The 23,834-nt window shown below is 68.4% G+C and carries 21 protein-coding genes; 14 read left to right on the top strand and 7 right to left on the bottom strand.

What is annotated here, in order from left to right; all coding sequences use genetic code 11:
• Nucleotides 1-56: 56 nt before the first annotated feature.
• Nucleotides 57-767, top strand: coding sequence for a GNAT family N-acetyltransferase (locus tag FU260_RS13845; protein WP_147917598.1), 711 nt, complete (start codon nt 57-59; stop codon nt 765-767).
• On the opposite strand, the gene FU260_RS13840 is transcribed toward FU260_RS13845, so the two are convergent.
• Nucleotides 686-1,108, bottom strand: a complete 423-nt coding sequence (locus tag FU260_RS13840) for a PaaI family thioesterase (protein WP_147917597.1) — start codon at nt 1,106-1,108, stop codon at nt 686-688. The genes FU260_RS13845 and FU260_RS13840 overlap by 82 nt on opposite strands.
• Between FU260_RS13840 and polA the strand changes: the two genes are divergently transcribed.
• Nucleotides 1,107-3,803: a DNA polymerase I gene (polA, locus tag FU260_RS13835; RefSeq protein WP_147917596.1), complete on the top strand. Its 2,697-nt coding sequence runs from the start codon at nt 1,107-1,109 to the stop codon at nt 3,801-3,803. The two genes, FU260_RS13840 and polA, sit on opposite strands and share 2 nt — an antisense overlap.
• A 24-nt stretch (nt 3,804-3,827) precedes the next feature.
• Here the strand turns inward: polA and FU260_RS13830 are convergent, their stop codons facing one another.
• Nucleotides 3,828-4,664, bottom strand: coding sequence for a class I SAM-dependent methyltransferase (locus FU260_RS13830; RefSeq protein WP_235912349.1), 837 nt, complete (start codon nt 4,662-4,664; stop codon nt 3,828-3,830).
• Between the two features lie 265 nt (nt 4,665-4,929).
• Between FU260_RS13830 and rpsA the strand changes: the two genes are divergently transcribed.
• From rpsA to coaE, 3 genes are all read left to right on the top strand, one after another.
• Nucleotides 4,930-6,435: a 30S ribosomal protein S1 gene (rpsA, locus tag FU260_RS13825; RefSeq protein ID WP_147917595.1), complete on the top strand. Its 1,506-nt coding sequence runs from the start codon at nt 4,930-4,932 to the stop codon at nt 6,433-6,435.
• A gap of 150 nt (nt 6,436-6,585) precedes the next feature.
• The gene (locus FU260_RS13820; RefSeq protein ID WP_147917594.1) at nt 6,586-7,200 is read left to right on the top strand and encodes a pyroglutamyl-peptidase I; all 615 of its coding nucleotides are present in this window, start codon (nt 6,586-6,588) and stop codon (nt 7,198-7,200) included.
• Nucleotides 7,201-7,225: 25 nt separating this feature from the next.
• On the top strand, nt 7,226-8,434 hold the full coding sequence (coaE, locus tag FU260_RS13815) for a dephospho-CoA kinase (protein ID WP_147917593.1): 1,209 nt from the start codon (nt 7,226-7,228) through the stop codon (nt 8,432-8,434).
• A gap of 28 nt (nt 8,435-8,462) precedes the next feature.
• On the opposite strand, the gene FU260_RS13810 is transcribed toward coaE, so the two are convergent.
• Nucleotides 8,463-9,287, bottom strand: coding sequence for an ABC transporter permease (locus tag FU260_RS13810; protein ID WP_147917592.1), 825 nt, complete (start codon nt 9,285-9,287; stop codon nt 8,463-8,465).
• Entirely contained in the window at nt 9,284-10,243 is a 960-nt protein-coding gene (locus tag FU260_RS13805; RefSeq protein WP_147917591.1) for an ABC transporter ATP-binding protein, read from the bottom strand. The genes FU260_RS13810 and FU260_RS13805 overlap by 4 nt, the downstream gene beginning before the upstream one ends.
• Nucleotides 10,244-10,335: 92 nt before the next feature.
• Here FU260_RS13805 and FU260_RS13800 point away from each other — a divergent pair, with 92 nt between their 5' ends.
• A complete protein-coding gene (locus FU260_RS13800; protein WP_147917590.1) occupies nt 10,336-11,160 on the top strand; it encodes a TetR/AcrR family transcriptional regulator C-terminal domain-containing protein in 825 nt (274 codons plus the stop codon).
• Nucleotides 11,161-11,163: 3 nt separating this feature from the next.
• Here FU260_RS13800 and FU260_RS13795 read toward each other — a convergent pair whose 3' ends face one another.
• Nucleotides 11,164-11,598 carry an OsmC family peroxiredoxin gene (locus FU260_RS13795; protein WP_147917589.1) on the bottom strand — a complete coding sequence of 145 codons (435 nt, stop codon included), beginning with the start codon at nt 11,596-11,598 and terminating at the stop codon, nt 11,164-11,166.
• Nucleotides 11,599-11,747: 149 nt separating this feature from the next.
• Nucleotides 11,748-12,455 carry an alpha/beta hydrolase gene (locus FU260_RS13790; RefSeq protein WP_147917588.1) on the bottom strand — a complete coding sequence of 236 codons (708 nt, stop codon included), beginning with the start codon at nt 12,453-12,455 and terminating at the stop codon, nt 11,748-11,750.
• A 193-nt stretch (nt 12,456-12,648) separates the two neighbouring features.
• Between FU260_RS13790 and uvrB the strand changes: the two genes are divergently transcribed.
• Nucleotides 12,649-14,736: an excinuclease ABC subunit UvrB gene (gene uvrB / locus FU260_RS13785; protein WP_147917587.1), complete on the top strand. Its 2,088-nt coding sequence runs from the start codon at nt 12,649-12,651 to the stop codon at nt 14,734-14,736.
• A 15-nt stretch (nt 14,737-14,751) separates the two neighbouring features.
• Here the strand turns inward: uvrB and FU260_RS13780 are convergent, their stop codons facing one another.
• The gene (locus FU260_RS13780; protein WP_147917586.1) at nt 14,752-15,738 is read right to left on the bottom strand and encodes an N-acetylglucosamine kinase; all 987 of its coding nucleotides are present in this window, start codon (nt 15,736-15,738) and stop codon (nt 14,752-14,754) included.
• An 86-nt stretch (nt 15,739-15,824) separates the two neighbouring features.
• Here FU260_RS13780 and FU260_RS13775 point away from each other — a divergent pair, with 86 nt between their 5' ends.
• The 7 genes from FU260_RS13775 to FU260_RS13745 all read left to right on the top strand — a co-directional run bounded on the left by FU260_RS13775 (nt 15,825) and on the right by FU260_RS13745 (nt 23,790).
• Nucleotides 15,825-16,724, top strand: a complete 900-nt coding sequence (locus FU260_RS13775; RefSeq protein ID WP_147919493.1) for a MurR/RpiR family transcriptional regulator — start codon at nt 15,825-15,827, stop codon at nt 16,722-16,724.
• A gap of 17 nt (nt 16,725-16,741) precedes the next feature.
• Complete coding sequence (locus tag FU260_RS13770; protein WP_147917585.1) at nt 16,742-17,497, top strand: sugar isomerase domain-containing protein; 756 nt, start codon at nt 16,742-16,744, stop codon at nt 17,495-17,497.
• 116 nt (nt 17,498-17,613) lie between these two features.
• Complete coding sequence (gene ngcE / locus FU260_RS13765) at nt 17,614-19,044, top strand: N-acetylglucosamine/diacetylchitobiose ABC transporter substrate-binding protein (RefSeq protein ID WP_147917584.1); 1,431 nt, start codon at nt 17,614-17,616, stop codon at nt 19,042-19,044.
• Nucleotides 19,041-20,039 (top strand): carbohydrate ABC transporter permease, encoded by a 999-nt coding sequence (locus FU260_RS13760; protein WP_235912347.1) that lies wholly within the window; start codon nt 19,041-19,043, stop codon nt 20,037-20,039. The genes ngcE and FU260_RS13760 overlap by 4 nt, the downstream gene beginning before the upstream one ends.
• Nucleotides 20,036-20,908: a carbohydrate ABC transporter permease gene (locus FU260_RS13755; protein ID WP_147917583.1), complete on the top strand. Its 873-nt coding sequence runs from the start codon at nt 20,036-20,038 to the stop codon at nt 20,906-20,908. The genes FU260_RS13760 and FU260_RS13755 overlap by 4 nt, the downstream gene beginning before the upstream one ends.
• Before the next feature lie 88 nt (nt 20,909-20,996).
• A complete protein-coding gene (locus tag FU260_RS13750) occupies nt 20,997-22,613 on the top strand; it encodes a sodium/proline symporter (RefSeq protein ID WP_147917582.1) in 1,617 nt (538 codons plus the stop codon).
• A gap of 145 nt (nt 22,614-22,758) precedes the next feature.
• The gene (locus tag FU260_RS13745) at nt 22,759-23,790 is read left to right on the top strand and encodes a TerC family protein (protein WP_147917581.1); all 1,032 of its coding nucleotides are present in this window, start codon (nt 22,759-22,761) and stop codon (nt 23,788-23,790) included.
• The last annotated feature ends 44 nt before the right edge of the window (nt 23,791-23,834 follow it).

Here is a 23,834-nt window from a genome sequence, read left to right as displayed (position 1 = left end):
GTCCGGTCTGGACAGCGGGCGTATGGTGGGCAGGATCGATTTCGTGGAGGTGCGCCGTGTCGGCTGTGCGTAGTGCGATGACGGCGCGCCCGGCCACTGAGGACGATCTGGACGCCGTAGTGCCGGTGATCCAGGCGGCTCGGGCGGACTCACCGCTCGGCCCGCAGTTCGTTGCCCCCGCGAGCGACACGCTCGCGGAGCAGCTTCGCACCTGGTACGGCATGCCTGGCAGCACCCCGGTGATCGCCGAGAGCGAGGACCGCGTGGTGGGCTTCGCGCTCGCTCAGGTGGTGCCGCCGAACCTGTTCTCCGACGTCAGCTACGTCCAGCTCGAGGCGATGTACGTGGCGCAGGCGCGCCGCCGCCGCGGTGCCGGGCGGCTGATGGTGCACGAGGTGGCCCTGGCTGCTGCCCGGCAGAACGCCGAACGCGTGGTGACGATGCCGCTCACCGGTGCACGCAGCGAGCAGCGGTTCCTCTCCGGCCTGGGCTTCTCCCCGGCCGGGTCGCGCCGGGTCGCCGAGACGGCGTCGCTGCTGCGCCGACTGGACCTGGCCAGTGCTGGGGTGCGCGAGCGCCGTCCGCGCGCCCTCGATGAGCTGATCGCCCGCCGCCGCCGCAGCCGCGGCCTTCCGGAGACACCCCCCGGCGGGGTGGACCTCAGCCGGCTCGCCGAACGGGTCTCTCAGCGCGAGTCCACCAGCATGCAGGTCAACCGGGACGTGCACAGCCGGCGCCCGGACTCGTCCTCCACCACGATCTCGTAGGCGGCGGTCCGACGCCCCAGGTGCAACGCTGTGGCCGTCCCGGTCACCCACCCTTCTTGGGCCGACCGGTGGTGAGTGGCATTCAGATCCATCCCCACGGCGATCCGGCCCGGACCCGCCTGGACCGTGCCGGCGAGCGAGGCCAGGGTCTCGGCCAGGGCCGCCGACGCGCCGCCGTGCAGCAGTCCGGCGGGCTGGGTGTTCCCCGCCACCGGCATCCTGCCCACCGCCCGCTGCGCGGAGATCTCCAGGATCTCGATGCCCATCCGGTCGGGGAGAGTGTCCCGCATCAGCTCGGCAGGGAACGGCAGGGCCACGTCTGGCTCAGGAATGTCGGTCATGGCACCTAGGCTGTCACCTGTGACCGATACAGCGCGACCTCGGCTCCTGATCATCGACGGCCACTCGATGGCCTACCGGGCGTTCTTCGCCCTGCCCGCGGAGAATTTCTCCACGACCACCGGGCAGACCACCAATGCGGTGTACGGGTTCACCTCGATGCTGATCAACCTGCTCCGCGACGAGGACCCCACCCACGTGGCGGTCGCCTTCGACGTCTCCAGCCAGACGTTCCGGAAGGAGACCTACGCCGACTACAAGGGCACCCGGGAGGAGACGCCGGAAGAGTTTCGCGGGCAGATCCCGCTGATCGAAGAGGTGCTCGCCGCCCTCGGGATCACGACCCTCGGCCAAGAGGGCTTCGAGGCCGACGACATCCTCGCCACCCTCGCCGCCAGCGGGCGCTCCGACGGGTTCGAGGTGCTGGTCTGCTCCGGGGACCGGGACACCTTCCAGCTGGTGGACGAAGCGGTCACCGTGCTCTACCCGCGCAAGGGTGTCTCCGAGCTGAGCCGGATGACGCCGGACGCGATCACTGACAAGTACGGCGTCGGGCCCCAGCAGTACAGCGACCTGGCCGCACTCGTGGGGGAGAGCAGCGACAACCTGCCTGGAGTGCCGGGCGTCGGCCCGAAGACTGCGGCCAAGTGGATCCACGCGCACGGCGGCCTGGAGGGCATCGTCGCCGACGCCCCCTCGATCGCCGGGAAGGCAGGTGCCTCACTGCGTGAGCACCTGGACCAGGTGCTGCTGAACCGGCAGCTGAACCGGCTGGTCACCGATATGACGCTGCCGGTCACCCTGGAGGACCTGGCCCGTCGCCCGTACGAGCGCGAGCTCGTGCACCAGGTCTTCGACGCTCTGGAGTTCCGGGTGCTGCGCGAGCGGCTGTTCGCGATGGACCCCCAGGACACCGAAGCGGCCGACGCCGCCGCCTTCGACCTGGACATCACCACCCTCGCCGCCGGCGGTGCGCAGCCGTGGCTGGACGCCCACGCCGGCGCCCAGATCGGCCTGGACGTGACCGGCACCGCCACTCAGGGTGGTGGAGACGCGTGGGCGCTGGCGCTGGCTGCTGACGGCGGAGCGGTGCTCAGCGTCGACCTCACCGACATCGCGCCCGAGGACGAGCACGCTCTGGCCGCGTGGCTGGCCGACCCGCTGGCGATCAAGGTCCTGCACGAGGCGAAAGGTGCCTGGCACGCCCTGGACGGGCGCGGGCTCGCACTGGACGGCGTCGCCTTCGACACCGCGATCGCCGCCTACCTGTGCCACCCGGACCAACGCTCCTACAGCCTCGCCGACCTCTCCGTGCGGTTCATCGGACGGGAGCTGCGCACCGAGACCGACACCGGCGGCCAGCAGATGCTGGTGCTGGACGGCCCGGGGGAGGCCGAGCTCGGAGCGATCCGGGCCGCCGCGGTGCTCGAGCTGACCACCGCCCTGCGCGAACAGCTCGACGAGCGGCACGCTGCCGACCTACTGACCGATCTGGAGCTGCCGGTCGCCGGTGTGCTCGCCGGGATGGAGAAGGCCGGGATCGCTGCCGATACCGACTACCTGCGCGAGCTGGAGCAGCAGTTCGACGCGGCGGTGCGCTCGGCCGCCGAGCAGGCCTACGCCGTGATCGGCCGGGAGGTGAACCTGTCCTCACCGAAGCAGCTGCAGGAGGTGCTCTTCACCGACCTGGAGATGCCGAAGACCCGCAAGACCAAGACCGGGTACACCACCGACGCGGACGCGTTGGCGGACCTGTTCGTCAAGACGGAGCACCCGTTCCTGGAGCACCTGCTCACCCACCGGGACCAGATCCGGCTGCGGCAGACGGTCGAGGGCCTGCTCCGCACGGTCGCACCGGACCAGCGCATCCACACCACCTACTCCCAGACGATCGCGGCGACCGGACGGCTGTCCTCAGCGGACCCGAACCTGCAGAACATCCCGATCCGCACCGAGGAGGGGATGCGGATCCGGGCCGCGTTCGTCGTCGGCGACGGGTACGAGCAGCTGCTCACCGCCGACTACTCCCAGATCGAGATGCGGATCATGGCGCACCTGTCCGGTGACGAGGGGCTGATCGAAGCCTTCCGCTCCGGTGAGGACCTGCACTCGTTCGTCGGCTCCCGGGTGTTCGACGTGGCCCCGGAGGAGGTCACTGCTGCGATGCGCTCGAAGATCAAGGCGATGAGCTACGGGCTCGCCTACGGGCTGAGCGCGTTCGGTCTGTCCCGGCAGCTGAAGATCGAGACCGCCGAGGCCCGGTCCCTGATGGAGGAGTACTTCGTCCGGTTCGGGGGAGTGCGGGACTACCTCGCCTCTGTGGTGGAGGAAGCCCGCAAGTCCGGGTACACCGAGACGATCCTCGGCCGCCGCCGGTACTTGCCGGACCTGAACAGCGACAACCGCCAGCGGCGCGACATGGCCGAGCGGATGGCGCTGAACGCCCCGATCCAGGGCAGCGCCGCGGACATCATCAAGCTGGCGATGATCGGGGTGGACCGAGAGCTGACCGCACAGCAGCTGCGTTCCCGGCTGTTGCTGCAGGTGCACGACGAGCTGGTGGTGGAGGTCACCGCCGGGGAGGCCGAGGCCGTCGAGCAGGTGCTGCGCGAGCAGATGGGCAGTGCGGCCGAGCTGGCCGTGCCGTTGGACGTCTCGGTGGGCACCGGCACCAACTGGCGCGACGCCGGCCACTGACCGCCCAGCAGCGCCCCGGGAGGTTCAGCGCAGCTCGGTGCGCACGATCAGCGTTCCCGGCAGGAACGCGCCGCGCTCCGGACCCCAGCCGCCCCAGACGTTGTTGTTCCCGACCGGCCACTCCGGCTCGATCAGGTCCGTGATGGTGAAGCCGGCGCCGACGACGTCGGCCACGTGGTCACCGAGCGTGCGGTGATACTCCGCGTACAGCGGGCGGCCGGCACTGTCGGACTCCACGTAGGGGCGCCGGTCGAAGTAGGAGCGGTTCGCGGTCAGCCCGGTCACGGTCGCATCGTCCGGGAACGCCCACCGCAGCGGGTGCGTCACCGAGAACACCCACCGTCCGCCCGGTCGCAGCACTCGCGCCACCTCGGCATGGACCTGCGCCGGGTCGGGCACGAAGCTGATCGCCCCGAACGCGGTGAACGCCACATCCACGCTGTCGCCGGCCAGCGGCAGCGCCCGGGCATCGGCCTGCACCATCGGCACGCTCACGCCGGTGGCAGTGTCCAGCTCTGCGGCGGCGGTCACCATTCCCGCGGCCGGTTCACTGGCCAGCACATCGACACCTTGGTCGCGCAGCCAGCGCGAGCACTGGGCCGCTCCGGCGCCGACCTCGAGCACCCGCGCCGTGCGCAGCTCGCCCAGGTCGCCGAGCAGCTGGGCCTCGGACTCCCGGAGCCCCTCCGGGCACCAGCAGAAGTCCGCCGGACCGAGGAACTGGCCATGCTCGGCGAGGTACTCCGCCGCGCTCCGGCTCCACCAGCTGATCGTCGCCTCAGCCGCCTGCTGACCGTCCACCTCCCGGTAGCCGGCCTCGGCCATGGGCTCACTCCGGCCGGCGTCATCGCGCTCCTGCATCGGGCCAGTATCACCCGCGCTCCGACGGGGTGAGGGATCCCACAGCGATCCAGGCGTCCGCATTGTGATCTACTCTCCGGGCGCGGTAGGGTAGATGCGGTTACTCGTGCGCTCCTGTGCCCAGACGGTGGCGGCAAGGTGTAGCGGTTCGGTGCGGCTGAAGCCGACGCGGATCCGGTGCCTGCTGCTGCAATGGTCCGTCGGCGTTGCGCGTGCCTGTCCGTCAGTCCCTTCTATCCATGTCCGCAACGGAGTCCAACACCGTATGACTATCACTAGCCCGGCCCCGACGAACGTCCCGCAGGTCGCGATCAACGACATCGGCTCGGAAGAGGAATTCCTCGCAGCCATCGACGCGACCATCAAGTACTTCAATGACGGTGACATCGTCGAGGGCACGGTCGTCAAGGTCGACCGTGACGAGGTTCTCCTCGACATCGGTTACAAGACCGAAGGCGTCATTCTTTCCCGCGAGCTCTCCATCAAGCACGACGTCGACCCGGACGAGGTCGTCACCGTGGGAGACCAAGTCGAGGCTCTCGTCCTCCAGAAGGAGGACAAGGAGGGTCGCCTGCTGCTGTCCAAGAAGCGCGCCCAGTACGAGCGCGCCTGGGGCACCATCGAGAAGATCAAGGAAGAGGACGGCGTCGTCACCGGCACCGTCATCGAGGTCGTCAAGGGCGGCCTGATCCTCGACATCGGCCTGCGTGGCTTCCTGCCCGCCTCGCTGGTGGAGATGCGTCGCGTCCGCGACCTCCAGCCCTACATCGGCCAGGAGCTCGAGGCCAAGATCATCGAGCTGGACAAGAACCGCAACAACGTGGTGCTGTCCCGCCGCGCCTGGCTGGAGCAGACCCAGTCCGAGGTGCGCTCCACCTTCCTGCAGACCCTGCAGAAGGGCCAGGTGCGTCCCGGTGTGGTCTCCTCGATCGTCAACTTCGGTGCGTTCGTGGACCTCGGCGGTGTCGACGGTCTGGTGCACGTCTCCGAGCTGTCCTGGAAGCACATCGACCACCCGAACGAGATCGTCGAGGTGGGCCAGGAGGTCACCGTCGAGGTGCTCGACGTGGACTTCGACCGCGAGCGGGTCTCCCTCTCGCTGAAGGCCACCCAGGAAGACCCGTGGCAGGCCTTCGCCCGCACCCACGCCATCGGTCAGGTCGTCCCGGGTAAGGTCACCAAGCTGGTGCCGTTCGGTGCGTTCGTCCGCGTCGAGGACGGGATCGAGGGCCTGGTGCACATCTCCGAGCTGGCCCAGCGCCACGTCGAGGTGCCCGAGCAGGTCGCGAAGGTCGACGACGAGGTGTTCGTCAAGGTCATCGACATCGACCTGGAGCGGCGCCGGATCTCGCTGTCGCTGAAGCAGGCGAACGAGGGTCTGGACCCCACCGGAGACGACTTCGACCCGTCGCTGTACGGGATGGCCGCCGAGTACGACGAGCAGGGGAACTACAAGTACCCCGAGGGCTTCGACCCGGAGACCAACGAGTGGCTTGAGGGCTACGAGACCCAGCGTGAGGCCTGGGAGGCGGAGTACGCTGCCGCCCACCAGCGCTGGGAGGCGCACAAGGCGCAGGTCGCCCGTGCGATCGAGGCTGACGCCGAGACCACCGGCAGCGCGCCGGCGGGCGGCAGCAGCAGCAGCGGTAGTGGCGGCGGCGGCGGCGAGGTCGCCGACTCCTCCTACTCCTCGGCCCCGGCCGACGCGGGCGGCACGCTCGCCTCGGACGAGGCGCTCGCCGCACTGCGGGAGAAGCTCACCGGCAACTGAGTCCAGTAGTCGCAGGCAGCGGCCCGTCACCACTGGTGGCGGGCCGCTGCTCGTTCCTGGGCGCGATCGCGCGCGAAGGTGGGCTGATGGTGGCGATCCGGCCCGAGGACAACCACCAGGCCACCCTCGCCGCCCGCTAGGCTCCTGGGTGTGGCCGCCACCGTTCTGCTCACCGGGTTCGAACCCTTCGACGGCCGTGCCGGGAACCCCTCGATCGAGGTAGTGCGCGCACTCGCCCGGGACTGGGCCGGTCCGGAGCGCCTCGTGGTCGCCGAGCTGCCGGTGGCCTACACGCGCGCCGGTGAGTGCCTTGCCGAGCTCCTGGAGGCCACGGACCCAGCCGTCGCCCTCGGTGTGGGCCTGGCCGCCGGACGCACCCGGCTCAGCCTCGAGCGGCTCGCGGTCAATCTCTGCGACGCCCGGATCCCGGACAATGATGGCTACCAGCCGGACGCCGCGCCGGTGGTCCCCGGCGGGCCGACCGCCCTGTGGTCGAACCTGCCGGTGAAGCGGATGGTCACCGCCGCCGAGGCGGCCGGCTGTCCGGCCGAGCTGTCCATGACCGCGGGAACCTACGTGTGCAATGCGGTCTTCTACCACCTGGCGCGCTGGGCCGCTGCGGATGACCGCGGTGCAGGGTTCGCGCACGTCCCGGACCCGCAGACCTTACCCGTGGCGCAGACTACGGCCGGCCTGGCGGCAGGCCTACGCACTGCCCTGGACCACACGACGGACCTGCGCCGCCCGGTCGGCGCCGTGTCCTGACGCTCGGATCACTACGCTGAGTCCCATGCTGCACATCGGCCTCACCGGCGGGATCGGCGCGGGCAAGTCGACAGTGGCCGCCGCGCTGATCGAGTGCGGCGCGCACCTGATCGATGCCGACCAGATCTCCCGCGACGTCCTCGAGCCCGGAACAGCCGGGCTGGCCGCCGTCATCGAGGAGTTCGGGCCCGGGATCCTGTCCGCCGACTCCAGCCTGGACCGGCCCGCTCTTGCCCGCACCGTCTTCGGTGACGACGAAGCGCTCCGGCGACTGAACGCCGTCGTGCATCCGCTCGTGCGAGCCGAGACCAAGGCGCGCCTGGCAGATCTGCCAGCCAGCGCCGTCGTGATCCACGATGTGCCACTGATCGTGGAGAACGAGCTGGCCCCCGAGTACCACCTGGTGCTCGTGGTCGGGGCGAGTGCGGCCACGCGCACCGCGCGGCTGCAGCGGGACCGGGGGATGAGCGTTGAACAGATCCGCGCCCGAATGACCGCGCAGGCCGATGATGCCGCCCGTGCCCGGGTGGCCGATGTGTGGATAGACAACGACGGCGCACGCGAGCGTGCCGTAGCCGAGGTCGCCGCGCTCTGGCGGGAGCGGATCGCCCCGTACGCCGGCAACATTGCCGCCCAGCGCGGGGCCGAGCGGCCGGAGCGGCCCGAGCTCGCGGCGCCACCGGACCCGCCACGCACCTGGGCGGTGCAGGCCGAGGCGGTGCTGGACCGGCTGCGCCGCGCCGGCGGTGACCTGGTGCGCAGCGCCGACCACATCGGCTCCACCGCTGTGCCCGGACTCGCCGCCAAGGACGTCCTCGACCTACAGATCGGCGTGACGGACCTGGCGGCCGCGGACCAGCTCGCCGGCGCCTTCGCCCGGGCCGGCTTTCCGCGGCTGGACGGGCACTGGTACGACAGCCCGAAAGACGGCCTGGCCGGCCCGGGTACGGCCTGGGACAAGCGGTTTCATGCCAATGCCGATCCGGGCCGGGCGGTGAACCTGCACGTGCGGGTGGCCGGCGGGCCCGGCTGGCGGTACGCCCTGCTCTGCCGGGACTGGCTGCGCGCGGATGACGACGCCCGCAGCCGGTATCAGCGGCTCAAGCAGGAGCTCGCGGCCACCACAGCCAGCACCCAGGAGTACGCCGCGGCGAAGGAGCCGTGGTTCGACCAGACCTGGCCGCAGATCCGCGCCTGGGCCGAGCGCACCGGCTGGGCTCCACCGCCGTTCTGAGCGGAGGTCCAGCCGGTGCCCCGGGTGATCAGATCGTCTTCGCCGTTTTCCGGATGCCCACCACCAGGCCGAGCGCACAGGTGATCGCCCCGGCGAGCAGGCCCCACCCGACCACCGGATCGGTGAACGAGCCACCGAGCAGCGCCCGCTCCGCGTCGACGATGTAGGTCAGCGGGTTGAACCGGGCGGCCGTCTGCATCCAGCCCGGTCCGGACTCCAGCGGCAGCATCATCCCGGACAGGATCAGCAGCGGGAAGATCAGCGCCTGCTGCACCCCCCAGAACAGCCACTCCCGGCCCTTCGCCGCCAGTGCCAGTGCCATCGAGAGGGCACCGACCCCGACCCCGAACAGACCGAGCAGGGCCAGGCCGGCGAGCACGTGCAGCGGGTAGAAGGTGAACCCGAACGGCACGCACAGGCCGACGATGATCAGGCCTTGCACCACCAGCGGAGCGAACTCCTTCAGCGACCGGCCGACCAGGATGGCCGACCGGTCCAGCGGGGTGGCCAGCACCCGTTCGTAGGAGCCGGTCATCATCTCGTACAGCAGGTTCGAGCCGGTCATCGAGGTGCCGAACAGCGAGATCATCACGATCACGCCGGGGACGAACCACTGCAAGGTGTCCGCAGTGGAGCCACCGATCGGCCCGAAGCCGCCCAGTGAACCGGCCAGCAGCGGCGCGAACAGGCCGAGGAACACCAGGGGCTGCAGCAGCGAGAAGATCAGCGTGAACGGGTCCCGCAGCACCAGCAGGATCTCCCGGGTGAAGACCGCCCGGGTGTCGCCGAGGAACTTGGCTGGCGTGGACCGCGGGTCGGCGCGGTGCTCGGGGGTGAGGTCGGTGCTGGTCATGACTGGGCCTCCTCGCGCAGGCTGCGTCCGGTGAGATTGAGGAATACGTCGTCCAGACTGGCTTGGCGCACGTCCACGGCGGTCACGGCGTGCTCCCCGCCGCGGGCGGTGTCCAGGATTGCCGGCACGGACTCGGGGCCATTGCTGGTGGTGACCACCACCTGTTCCGCGCCTGCCTGCACCCGGTGGACGACCTGCGGCCAGGTGGGCCGGAGCAGGTCGGCCAGGGTCTCGCCGCGGCCGGCGACGGTCAGGGTGACCGTGTCATCGGCGAACTCGCGCTTGAGCACTCCCGGGGGAGCGTCGGCAATGATCTCGCCGTGGTCGATCACCACCACCCGCTCGGCCATGTGGTCCGCCTCGTCCAGGTAGTGCGTGGTGAGCACCAGCGTCATCCCGAGCTCACGGCGCATCGAGGTGATGTGCTCCCACAGGTTCGCCCGGCTGTGCGGGTCCAGCCCGGTGCTCGGCTCGTCCAGGAAGAGCAGCGGCGGGTGGTTCATCAGACCCATCGCCACATCCAGGCGCCGGCGCTGCCCGCCGGACAGGCTCTGCACGGTGCGCTTGTCCAGGCCGCCGAGCTCGAGCGCCTCGACCAGTGCGGCTGCCCGGCGCCGGTACTCGGCCGGGCGGAGCCCGTAGAACCGGCCCTGGTTGTGCAGTTCGTCGAGCACCCGGTAGGAGTACCCGCCCCCGTTGCCCTGGCCGATGTAGCCGATCTGGCTGCGCACCTGCGCCGGGTGGGTGGCCACGTCCCAGCCGGCCACGTGGGCGGTGCCTGCGGTGGGTGGCAGCAGGGAGGTGAGCATCCGCAGGGTGGTGGACTTGCCGGCCCCGTTCGGGCCGAGGAAGGCGACCAGCTCACCTTCGGAGACGGTCACGTCGATGCCTTTGACGGCTTCGATCGTTTCGTTGTTGCGGTGGAAGGTCTTGGTCAGACCACTCGCTCGGATCACGTGAGTGTCGAGTCCTCTCGTACGGTGTACCGAAATGGCGGAGCGACGATAGCATACGGTGTACGGGAACGGAAGAAGGAGGTGGACCGGGAGTGCAGCAGGAGTGGGAGCCGGGAGAGGCTGAGCTGGATCGGCTGCGTCAGGACGCACTGGCTCATGCCGCGGACCAGGGGTACCCCGTGGTGCGCAGCCCAGAGGTCACCCGCCGGCTGGAGTTGCTCTGGGGCATCAGCGAGCCGCCGACCCGCGGCCGGAAGGCGAGGATCGCCCTCGCGGACGTGGTCGCCGCCGGGGTGGCGGTCGCCGACCGGGATGGGATGGAGGCACTCTCCATGCGTCGGGTAGCCGGTGAGCTCGTGGTCGGTGCGATGTCCCTGTACACCTACGTACCGGGACGAGCCGAGCTGGTCGAGCTGATGGTGGACCAGGTCTTCGGCGAGCTGGAGCTGCCCGCGGCCGGTCTCGGCTGGCGGGAGGGGCTCGGGACGTATGCGCGCCAGACCTGGCGGCTGTACTGCCGCCATCCCTGGCTGCTGCAGCTGAACATGTGGCGCGGCCCATTGGCCCCGCATGTGCTGGACGCTCAGGAGGCGGGCCTGCGCACGCTTGCTGGCACCGGGTTGACCGCGCCCGAGGTGGTCCGCACGCTCGCGCTGGTGGACACCGTCGTCCAGGGGACCGCCCGCGCCGACATCGCCGAGGACGCCGATCGGCGGGTCTCCGGGATCGAGTTCGACCGCTACTGGGAATCGGTGAGCAGCTTCTGGACGGACTACTTCGACTACTCCCGCTATCCGACCATGGCGCGGATCTACGCCGACGGCGGATTCGATGCCACCGACGACTTCGAGGCGGCGCTGGACCGGCTGCTCACCGTGGTGGAACTCTCCCTGGTAGCAGCCGGCCCGACGCGCTGAGGCCTACTGCTCCAGAGTGGCGTCCAGGGTGATCGGGGTGGCCTTCAGGGCGACCGAGACCGGGCACCCGTCCTTGGCGCCGTCGGCGATGCGGGCGAAGTCCGCCTCGGAGATGCCCGGCACGTTGGCGACGGTGGTCAGGTGGATGCCCGTGATGCCGGTACCGGCCACGAAGGTGACATCGGCCTGGGTGCGCACCGACGTGGGCGTGGTGCCGTTGCCGTCCAGCTCGTTGGACAGCGCCATCGAGTAGCAGGCGGCGTGCGCTGCGGCGATCAGCTCTTCCGGATTCGTGGTGCCGGCGTTCGGTTCGGTGCGGGCCTTCCAGTTCACATCGAAGGTGCCGAGTCCGGAGGTGGACAGGGTGGTCTGGCCGGAGCCGGAGGTGAGGTCACCGTTCCAGGATCCGTTGGCGCTGCTGGTGACGGGCGTGGGCATAGTGGTCTCCAACCGTGTCGGGAACTGCGTACCCCTCCATCCTGCCCGGTACGACACCAGAGTGCATCGGCGCTCGCCGCTGTGCGGAGTTCGAATCGGCGCCTTTCGGTTCGAGCCGGCGACGGCGCAGGTCGCCAGGAGATATCGGCTCACCTGGAAGGGGCGGTCAGGTGGGTAGCCAGGAACGCTGCGACCTCCTCGATCTCCTCCCCGGCCACCCCGTGCCCCAGGCCGGCGAAAGTGCTCGCGGTCAGGTCGGTGTGAGCGGTGAGGAACCGCTCGGTGCGGGCGACCGCGTCGGCGCCGATCAGCGGATCCGCCAGTCCGCGGCCCCAGTACACCGGCGGTGAGATCTCGGCGAGAGCCTGGTCCCCACCCACCAGACCGGGCACGGTGAACCCGGACAGCACCACCCCACAGGAGAACTGCTCCGGATGGTGGCGGAGCAGGTGGGTGACCATCGCACCGCCCTGGGAGAAGCCGAGCAAGGCGACCGGGCCGGGGGTGCGGGCCAGTGCCTGCACCTCCTCCAGCCAGCGCATCACCCCGACGGTGGCCGCATTCGCCAGATCGATGTCCGGGTTCCCGGCTCGGGTGGGGTCGGTGATCGGGAACCAGGCGTACCCGGGCCCGGCGGGTAGCGGTGCGCGCAGGCTGGCGACCACCGGGCCGGTACCGGGGTGGCCAGGGTCGAGGTGGGCGGCAAGGGCGGCCAGATCGTGCTCGTGCGAGCCGTAACCGTGCATCAGGACCAGCAGGGGGCGGCTCTCGAGTGCCCCGGGGAGCTCCGATTCCGGTACGGACCAGACGGTGGCAGCGGGGTCGACGGGTAGCTCCAGCGGCCGGATCGAGGTCATAGCTGAGTTGTACCAGTTTCGCGAGTGGACAAGATCTGTTGTCCGGGTCGCGGCGAGGCAACGGAGTTTGGCCACTCGCGGTGGGGAGGCTCGCCGGGCTCACTCCTCGACTGTGGGGGTTGGTGGCGCCAGTCTTGCGGGGCTCGCTGCGCTCACTCCTCGACTGTCGGTGGTCCGGCGTACCGTTGACTCCATGCGTCCAGTCACAGATCTGCAGCGGAGCGTCGCGCCGCTCGAGGTGATCTCCGAGTACCAGCCGGCCGGCGACCAGCCGACCGCCATCGCCGATCTCACCAGCCGGCTGCAGGCGGGGGAGAAGGACATCGTCCTGCTCGGCGCCACCGGCACCGGTAAGTCCGCCACCACCGCCTGGCTGATCGAACAGGTGCAGCGGCCCACGCTAGTGATGGCCCCGAACAAGACCCTCGCCGCCCAGCTGGCCACCGAGTTCCGTGAGCTGCTGCCGAACAACGCCGTCGAGTACTTCGTCTCCTACTACGACTACTACCAGCCTGAGGCCTACGTCCCGCAGACGGACACCTACATCGAGAAGGACTCCTCGATCAACGACGAGGTGGAACGCCTGCGGCACTCCGCCACCAACAACCTGCTCACCCGGCGGGATGTAGTGGTGGTCGCCTCGGTCTCCTGCATCTACGGTCTGGGTACCCCGCAGGAGTACGTCGATCGAATGGTGCCGCTGCGGGTAGGAGACCAGCTCGACCGGGACGACCTGCTCCGCCAGTTCGTCACCATGCAGTACACCCGCAACGACATGGCCTTCACCCGCGGCACCTTCCGGGTGCGCGGCGACACGGTGGAGATCATTCCGGTCTACGAGGAGCTCGCCGTCCGGATCGAGATGTTCGGCGACGAGATCGAGAGCCTGGCCACCCTGAACCCGCTCACCGGGGACGTGGTCCGCTCCGAGGAGGAGATCTTCCTTTTCCCCGCCACCCATTACGTGGCCGGCCCGGAACGGATGGAGCGCGCGATCGGCACGATCGAAGCCGAGCTCGCTGAACGCCTGGAGGAGCTGGAGCGGCAGAACAAGCTTCTTGAGGCCCAGCGGCTACGGATGCGCACCACCTATGACATCGAAATGATGCGCGAGATCGGTTCCTGCTCCGGGATCGAGAACTACTCCCGGCATATCGACGGCCGTGACGCCGGTTCGGCCCCGAACACCCTGCTGGACTACTTCCCCGAGGACTTCCTGCTGGTGATCGACGAGTCGCATGTCACCGTGCCGCAGATCGGCGCCATGTACGAGGGGGACATGTCCCGCAAGCGCACGTTGGTGGATCACGGCTTCCGGCTGCCCAGCGCGATGGACAACCGGCCGCTGCGCTGGGAGGAGTTCCTCGAACGCATCGGGCAGACTGTGTACCTGTCCGCCACCCCGGGCGATTACGAGCTGTCCCAGTCCGACGGCGTGGTCGAGCAGATCATCCGCCCCACCGGACTCGTGGACCCGGAGGTGGTGGTCAAGCAGACCGAGGGCCAGATCGACGACCTGCTCGCCGAGATCAACGAGCGCGCCGAACGCTCCGAGCGGGTGCTGGTGACCACCCTCACCAAGAAGATGGCCGAGGACCTCACCGACTACCTGCTCGAACGTGGCGTCCAGGTGCGCTACCTGCACTCCGAAGTGGATACGCTGCGCCGGGTCGAGCTGCTCCGTGAGCTACGCAGCGGTAGCTTCGACGTGCTGGTCGGGATCAACCTGCTCCGGGAAGGTCTCGATCTTCCGGAGGTGTCCCTGGTGAGCATCTTGGACGCGGACAAGGAGGGATTCCTGCGGTCCGGTACCTCGCTGATCCAGACCATCGGTCGGGCGGCACGGAATGTCTCCGGACAGGTGCACATGTACGCCGACTCTGTCACCGCTTCGATGCAGCACGCGATCGAGGAGACCAACCGGCGCCGGGACGCCCAGCTCGCCTACAACGCCGAGCACGGCATCGACCCGACTCCACTGCGCAAGCGGATCGGCGACATCACCGACATGCTCAGCCGGGAGGATGTCGACACCAAGGAGCTCCTCGCCGGCGGGTACCGGCAGCCGGGAAAGAAGGGGCAGAAGGCTCCGACGCCCACGACGGCCCGGGCGAAGCTGGCCGGTGCCGCCGCCAGCGATCTGGCCGACCTCATCCAGGAGCTGTCCGACCAGATGCACGTGGCCGCCGAGGAGCTCCAGTTCGAGCTCGCCGCGCGGCTGCGGGACGAGATCGCCGACCTGAAGAAGGAGCTCCGGCAGATGACCGAGGCGACCGCCTGAGCTCGGTGGTCAGTATTAGGCTGCAGCGCGGGCGGCGGCGATCGTGGTGGTCAACCGGTCGAAGATCTGCCGGTCTACCGGGACACCATGCCGGCGTAGCGCGAGGCTCGCCGCACCGACCAGACCGTCATGGGTGAACACCGGATCGTCGAAATCACCGGCGAGCCGGCGCACCTGCGCGGCGAACTCCGGCTGACGGCTGAGCACACTGCCACCGAACACCATCGGCCCCCTCAGCCCGGGCTGACGCACAGCGGTGATCGTCGTCGCCAGCGCTGAGGCCGCCGCGGAGACAATCTGATCTGCCACCTCGTCCACGCCGACGGCGAACGCCAACGGTGCCAGGTGGGCGAGGTCCACCGGTCGCCAGCTGTAGAGCAGGTCCACGGCATCCTGCACACTGCGCGAACGCCCCTCGATCAGGTCTGCCGGGTCCGGGTCCAGACCGAGCTGTTCCAGCAGGGCGCGGCTGAGCGCCGTGGCCGGTCCACGACCGTCCAGGGCCGCCAGACCCGCCCGAGCCACCTGCTGGCCGATCCAGAACCCGGAGCCGACGTCACCGAGCAGCCAGCCGATACCGTCGCTGACCTGGTCTACCTCGTCATCGCGCACCCGCAGGGCAATTGCTCCGGTCCCCGCTACGAGTGCGTACCCGGCGGGCTCCGGTGAGGCCGAGCAGAACGTTGCGTGCAGGTCTGCCTCCAACCGGAACGTCACCGGGAGCCCACCGGTATGAGCGGCCTGATTCAACCAGTCCGGTCCACCCACCACCCGGGCACCGGCCATCGCCGCGACGGCACCGGCCACCGACGCCGGATCAGTTCCCGCCGCTGTCACCGCCTGCAGCGAAGCGGCGAGCACCTGCGCGGCGGCGTGCTCAGTCCCGGAGGAGACCGGATTTCCACTTCCGGCACGCCCCAGACCGAGACAGGTGCCGTCTGCGGACACCAGAACAGCGCGGGTAGAGGTGCCGCCGGCGTCGACGCCGAGATAACGCAACATCACAATTCCTTCAGGTGGCTTGACGAGAACCTATCGTGAGAATACCTTTCAGACAGATCGACAACGACGTGAGAGGGATTTTCACCATGGTGGGTGCGCCGCCCGAGTCCGAAGGGGCTCTCCGGGTTACTGAGCGTATCCACGCCAACCTCCCGCTGATGTCCTCGGCGATGGTCAAGATCGCCGAGCTGCTCCTCGATGATCCGTCCGCACCTATCGAGATGTCGATCACCGAGCTCGCGGACCGGGCGGGCACCTCTGCGGCCACGGTCACCCGGTTCTGCCGGCAGCTCGGCTACCCCGGATACGTGCAGTTCCGGGTCGGTGTGGCCACCGATTCCGGGCACGGCGAGGCGGACGACAACCGCTGGCGCGCCGCGATGAGCCGCACGCTCGATCCGAACGACACCGCTGACGACGTCTCCCGCACGCTGCTGAACGCACACATCCGGTCGCTCCGGGCCACGGCCAGTGTGCTGGACCCGCAGGTGAGCGCCCGGGTGGCGGAGCGGATGGCCACTGTGGCGCATGTGGACATCTACGGCACCGGCGGCAGCTCGGCCATGGCCGAGGAGATGATGACCCGGCTGTACCGGATCGGCGTCAACGCCCACGCCTGGGGGGATGTGCACGCTGGCCTGGCGAGCGGATCGATCTTGCCGCAGAAGTCCGTGGCGATCGGTATCTCGCACAGCGGGCGGACCAAAGAGACGATCGAGATGCTTGGCCGGGCCAAGTCCTCCGGCGCCTACACGGTCGCGATCACCAGCCAGAGCGCCTCCCCGTTGGCGCAGGTGGCCGACGACGTCCTGCTCGCCTCCGTGCCGGACCGTTACCTGCACCCGGCGGACCTGTCCGCCAAACACGCCCAGCTGTTCGTCCTGGACCTGCTGTACCTGCTCGTGGCCCAGCACGACTACACCGAGACGGTTGCTCGGATCGCGGCCACCGATGCCGCCGTCGCCAGCCATCGCCGCCCCGACTGAAAGGAACCGATCGCCTGATGATCACCTCTGCCGCCGACTTCCTCACCGAGACCACCTCTCGGCTGAGTACCCTCGCCGAGCGTGCCGCCGCCGGTGAGTACGACGAGGCTGTCGATCTGCTCACTGCCGCGATCGAGTCCGGTGGCGTGATCCAGGCCTTCGGCACCGGACACTCGCAGGCCTTTGCTATGGAGGTCGCAGGGCGCGCCGGCGGGCTGATCCCCACCAGCAAGCTCGCACTGGCCGATCTGGCACTCCTCGGTGGATGGGAGGTCGACGACCTTCGCGGCTCCGAACTGGAGCGCAACCCAGCCGTGGCCGACGATCTGCTCGGCACCGCCCAGATCGCCCCGGAGGATGTGTTCGTGATCGCCTCCAACTCCGGGGTGAACGGCTCGATCGTCGGTATGGCGCTCGCGGTGGCCGAACGTGGACACAAGATCATCGCGGTCACCAGCCTCGAACACACCCACGCCGTCACCCCCAAGCACCCCAGCGGCAAGCGGCTGGTGGACGTGGCAGATGTGGTGATCGACAACCTTGCCCCCTATGGCGACTCCACCCTGACCCTCGGTGACGAGTACGGCGCCGGCGCCGTCTCCTCCCTGACGGCCGCCTACATCGCTCAGGTGCTCACCCTGGGTGTGGTGGAACGGATGCTTGCCGCGGACAAGGAACCGCCGTTGTACATCTCGGCGAACCGGCCAGGAGGTGATGAGCACAACCGCGCACTAGAAGACGTCTACAGCGGCCGACTTCGCCGTCTGGCTTGACCTGCACCAGCGCCGAGCGCACCGATCGGGGCGAACGCCCCACCCTCACCGCCCAGCGGGTCAGGTGAGCATTCCAACCCAGTTTCACTACCAGCACAGAAAGGGCATCGAGGACGATGACTGATTCACGAATCTCCGCTCCCGACCGTCGCACCGTACTCCGGGGCGGCCTGTATACCGCGGCGGCTGTTCCGCTCGGTGTCACCCTCGCCTCCTGCGCCACCGGCGGTGGCGGCGACGAGGACGAGACCGACGACGGTGACGGTGGCGACGAGCCCGCCGGCGACCCGGAGAACCCGTTCGGCGTCGAGGCCGACGCTGAGGTCGACGCGGTGATCTTCGACGGTGGCTATGGCGTGGACTATGTGGAGTTCGCCGCCGACATCTTCCAGACCCAGCACGACGGCACCACGGTGACGGTGGCACCGTCCACCCAGATCGCCCAGGAGATGCAGCCCCGGTTCGTCTCCGGCAACCCGCCGGACCTGATCGACAACTCCGGTGCGAACTCGATCGGCTTCAACACCATCTTGGAGCAGCTCGAGGACCTCACCGACGTGATCGATGCGCCGAACCTCGAGGGCACCACGATCCGGGACACGCTGTATGGCGGCGTGCTCGAGCCGGGCACCTACGGGGACAAGCTCGCGGCGATCAACTACGTACTCACCGTCTACGCCGTCTGGTACTCCGGCAGTCTGTTCGAGGAGCACGGCTGGACCCCGCCGACGAACTGGGAGGAAGCCAAGGAACTCGGCGCCGCCGCCAAGGAGGAGGGGCTGTTCCTGTTCTGCTGGGGCACCGAGGCGGCCACCTACTACCAGTCGCTGGCGATCGAGTCGGCGATCAAGGAGGGTGGCGACGAGGTGCGGCTGGCGCTGGAGAACCTGCAGCCGGACTGCTGGTCGCTGGAGCCGATCCAGGGTGTGTTCACCGCGATGAAGGAGATCGTCGACGCCGGCTACTTCAAGCCCGGCGGCGCCGGCACCCAGTTCACCCAGGCGCAGGCGCAGTGGAGCGACGCGCAGGAGGCGCTGCTGTACCCGTCCGGTTCCTGGATCGAGAACGAGATGAAGGACCAGACGGCAGACGGCTTCGAGATGAAGGGTGTGGCATCGTTCTCGCTCACGGCGAGTCCGTCGATGCCGCAGACCGCACTGCACTCCACTGCCGGTGAACCGTTCATCGTCCCCTCCGACGGTAATGTCGCCAACGGTAAGGAGCTGCTGCGGATCATGCTCTCCGAGGAGTCCGCGAGCAACTTCTCCCAGGAGAAGCTCGCCCCCACGGTCATCAAGGACCTGGTTCCCGAGGACGGGTTCGGCTCCACCGCTCTGGTGTCCCAGACCGACATGCTCGATGCTGCGGGTGAAGACATCTTCACCTTCAACTTCGTGAACACGTACGGGATGAACCCGGAGCAGCTGCCGATCTGGAACTCGTTCCTCTCCGGGGACAAGACGGTGGAGTCGTTGACCAGCGATTTGCAGGCGATCACTGACCGGATCGCGAACGACGACTCGATCGAGAAGATCGAGGTTTCGTGACCGCGGTCGTCAACCCAGCGGAAGCTCCGGCGGGGCGCGGTGCGCCCCGCCGGGGTCCCCGCCGCAAGCTGTCCTTCGACGTGGTCAGCTTCTTCGTGGTGTTTCTCGGTCTCCCGCTGGCGTTGTTCCTGCTGTTCGTGATCTGGCCGTTCCTGCAGGCGGGGTTCTACGCGCTGACCGACTGGTCCGGGTACTCCGCGGAGTTCAACATCGTCGGGCTGGACAACTTCACCCAGCTGGCCCAAGACCCCCGGTTTATCAACGCGGTGGGCAACTCGATGGTGTTCGCGATCGTGATCCCGGCGGTGACCCTCGGAATCGCTCTCACCTTCGCGGTGCTGCTCACTATCGGCGGCTCCGGTAAGGGGCAGGTCCGGGGGGTGAAGAACGCCGGGATGTACCGGGTGGTGTCGCTGTTCCCCTACGTGATCCCCGGTATTGCGATCGGCTTGATGTGGCGACTGATCCTGGATCCGAGCAGCGGCCTGGTCAACGGCATCCTCACCGCGGTCGGCCTGGACCAGTTCCAGTCCTTCGCCTGGCTCGGGAACGTGTCCACGGCCATGCCGGTGGTCATCCTGGTGGTGGTCTGGGGGCTGATCGGGTTCTACATGCTGTTGTTCATCGCCGCGATCAAGGGTGTGCCGGCTGAGATCTATGAGGCCGCCCGGATTGATGGCGCCGGTCGGTGGCGGATGACGGTCTCGGTCACGGTGCCCCTGATCCGGGACAACGTCCAGACCGCCTACATCTATATCGGGATCATGGCACTGGACCTGTTCGTCTACGTCCAGGCGATGACTCCCACCGGCGGCCCGGACTCCAGCACGCTGGTGATGAGCCAGCAGCTGATCCGCACCGCGTTCACCGAGGGCAAGGCCGGCTACGCCAGCGCGATGGGGGTCGCGATGGCTGTGGTGACGCTGGTGTTCGCAGCAATCGTGTTCACCGTGAACCGCCTCACCGGAGGTAAGGACGAGAAGGGGGTCTCATGAGTGCCTCGACCGCGACCGCGACCCGGCCCGCGAGCCGTGCCAAGGGTGACCGCCTGGTCTCTGGTCTGTCCCACTTTGTGCTCGTGGTCTGGTGCATCCTGGTCATCGGCCCGATGCTGTGGACCTTGCTCAGCTCGTTCAAGACCAGCCGGGAGATCTTCGGTAACCCGTTCGGGCTGCCCGCCGAGTGGAGCTTCGAGAACTTCATCAACGCCTGGGTCTCCTCCGAGATCGGCCGAGCATTCCTGAACACGATCATCGTGGTCGGCTTCGCGCTGGTCGCGGTAATGCTCCTCGGGGCGATGTGTTCCTACGTACTTGCCCGATTCTCCTTCCCCGGCCGGCGCGCGATCTACTACCTGATGCTGGCCGGACTCACCTTCCCGGTGTTCCTGGCGATCGTGCCGCTGTTCTTCGTCCTGAAGAACATCGGCCTGCTCGGCACCCTGCTCGGGTTGACGATCACCTATATCGCCTTCGCGCTGCCGTTCACGGTCTTCTTCCTCTACGCCTTCTTCCGCGGGCTACCGGAGGAGATCTCCGAAGCGGCAGCGATCGACGGCGCAGGGGAGTGGCGCACGTTCTTCCAGGTGATGCTCCCGATGGCCAAACCGGGGATGGCATCGATTGCGATCTTCAACTTCCTCGGTCTGTGGAACCAGTTCATCCTGCCGGTGGCGCTGAACACCAACGAGGCCAACTGGGTGCTGTCCCAGCGGCTGAACGCATTCGCCTCCGCGATGACCTACCAGGTCGACTTCGGCGCCATGTTCGCCGCCGTGGTCATCACCGTCGTCCCGGTGCTGGTGGTCTACATCATCTTCCAACGACAGCTCCAAGGATCGGTCACCCAAGGAACCATGAAGTAACGGGGGAGTCAGTGGTACTCCCGCACGGAGCGGCCGTGCCCGGGTGGACGCGTGCACATCGAGCGCCCGGGCACGGCATGATGGCCGGATGAGCGACGAGACCTCTCTATGGATGGCCATCGCCCTCTTTCTCATCGGCATGCTCGCTCTGGGCTACTCCGGGCACGAGCAGAGCCGCACGCTCGGCGGCTATCTGCTCGCCGATCGGCGGCTGCGCGGTAGCCAGGCGGGGTTGAGTGCCGGTGCCTCGGATGCCTCCTGGTGGCTGATCCTCCTCCTGCCGGCAGCCGCCTACAGCACCGGGATGCACGCAGCGTGGATCCCGATCGGTCTGATCCTCGGGGCCTGGTTCGCCTGGACGGTCGTTGCCCCGCGGCTGCGCAGCTACGCACCGATCGCCGGTGATGCCATCACAGTGCCGACCTTCTTTGACCGCCGTACCCACGATTCGTCGCATCTGCTCCGGATCGCGTCCGCACTGTTGATCCTGGTGTTCTTCACCTTCTACCTGGCCGCCGGGATGCGGATCGGCGGCAGTTTCTTCGCCTCCGCTTTCGGCACCAGCGAGCTGGTCGGGCTAGTCGTGGTCGGCGCAGTCACCACGGTCTACGTGCTGTTCGGGGGGATGCGTGGGGTGGCGAACGCACATGTGGTCCAAGCCCTGCTGATGGCCGGTGGACTGGTGCTGGTGGCGGTCACCGCGGTGCGCGAGCTCGGCGGCTGGGACGCCACCCGGGCGGTCGTCGAGTCGGTAGCGCCGGAGTCGACGTCGCTGCTGGCCGGCGGGGTCGGGGCGGGCCTGTTCACCGCACTGGCCTGGGGGCTGGGCTACCTCGGTCAGCCGCAAGCCCTGGTGCGGATGATGGCGCTGCGCTCACCCCGTGCGGCCCGGTCCGCGCGGCGAGTGCTGATCGGCTGGCTGGTGATCAGCCTTGGTGCCGCGATCGTGGTCGGACTGGCCACCCTCGCCTACTTCGAGCAGAGCTGGCGGCCCCTGAATCGCCCCGAGGACGCGTACCCGCGGCTGGCGGAACTCCTGTTCTCGCCGTTCGTCGGCGGACTGCTGCTGACCGTGGTGCTCGCGGCCGTCATGAGCACCGCTGCCAGCCAGCTGCTGCTCTGCTCCTCGGCCCTGGTGGAGGACCTGTACCGGCTGATCGTGCGCACCGAGCAGCCCAGGCGGCGCCATGCCGGTCTGGCCCGGCTGGCCGTGCTGGTGGTGGCCGCGGTGGCAGCGATGCTCGCCTACAGCGGCCGCACCGGTGCAGTTGATCTGTTCGCCTTCGCCTGGGCCGGGTTCGGCGCCACGTTCGCCCCCCTGGTGCTACTCAGCCTGTTCTGGCGGCGGCTCACCTCCTGGGGTGCGCTTGCCGGCCTGGCGAGCGGCGCCGTCGTGGTGTTCGTCTGGACCCAAGCGGGACTGGACGACACGCTGCACGAGCTGCTCCCCGCATTCGCCATGAACCTGCTGGTCGCGGTCCTGGTCAGCCGACTCACCGCCGCGCCGAGCGCGGCCGTGACCGCCGAGTACGAGGAGATGACCGACCGGCTGCCGGCCCCAGGCCTGCTCCGCCGCGGCGGTGTGCGCCTGGTTGCCCTGATCGGAGCCGGCTTGGCTGCGGCGGTTCCCGCCCCGGCTGTCGAATCCGACCGCACCGCTGCGGTGGGCGATGTGATGGATACCACCCGCGCGGCCGGCAGTTGAGGTCTAGACTCATCGCGGTGGAGGGGAGTACCCCATAAGCGATGGCGTCGTCACCACGGCCGGCTAGGTAGCAGGCTCGGTGCCATCGACCCGATGTTGGGCGGGGGAGACCTCCGGTGCTCGACGTACTCACCGGAGGTAACGAATGCACGTAGAACCGTGGGCCTGGGCTGCCCTGATCCTGGTGATCGCAGCGATGATGGCGATCGACTTCTTCGGCCACGTGCGCAAGGCACACGAACCGAGCCTCAAAGAAGCCTCGATCTGGTCCGCCTGCTACATCAGCGTGGCGCTGCTCTTCGGGCTCTTCGTGCTCTGGCAGTGGGGCAGCGGCTTCGCGGTCCAGTACTACTCCGGGTACATCACCGAGGAGTCGCTCTCGGTGGACAACCTGTTCGTGTTCGTCCTGATCATGTCCAGCTTCGCAGTGCCCCGGAAGTACCAGCAGAAAGTGCTGCTCGTCGGGATCATCATCGCGCTGGCCCTACGTACCGTTTTCATCCTGCTCGGCGCTACGGTAGTGAGCAACTTCTCCTGGGTGTTCTACATCTTCGGTGCCTTCCTCATCTACACCGCGATCACCCAGCTGAAGAGCAACGACGACGAGGAGTTCAAGGAGAACCTCCTGCTCCGGCTCACCCGGCGGGTGTTCCCCACCACGGACGGCTACGTCGGTGGCAAGCTGACCACCCATATCGATGGCAAGCGGCACATCACCCCGCTGCTCATCGTGATGATCGCGATCGGCAGCGCCGATCTGTTGTTCGCAGTCGACTCGATCCCGGCGATCTTCGGCCTCACCCAGGAGGTGTACCTGATCTTCGCCGCCAATGCCTTCTCGCTGATGGGGCTGCGCCAGCTGTTCTTCGTGATCGATGGGCTGCTCGACCGGCTGGTCTATCTGAACTACGGGTTGGCGGCGATCCTGGCGTTCATCGGCGGCAAGCTGGTGCTGCACGCGCTGCACACCAACGACCGGAGCTTCATCAACGGGGGTCAGCCGTGGGAGGTGATCCCGGAGCCGACCACCCTGGTCTCGCTGGTGGTGATCATCGGAATTCTGGTGGTCACGACCGTCACCTCGCTGACGTTCGGGCGCAAGCGCCTAGAGAAGCCGGATCCCCCGCCCGTGGAGGGTCGGGGCGCATCGCCGGTGGGCGACCGGTACACTCAGTGATCGTGGAGGGGAGTACCCCATAAGCGCTGGTGTCGTCATCACAG

It is taken from the genome of Ruania zhangjianzhongii, from assembly GCF_008000995.1.
Classification (GTDB): Bacteria; Actinomycetota; Actinomycetes; order Actinomycetales; family Beutenbergiaceae; genus Ruania; species Ruania zhangjianzhongii.
The sequence above is the reverse complement of the archived record's forward strand: the minus strand, read 5'-3'. Positions and strand labels throughout refer to the sequence as shown.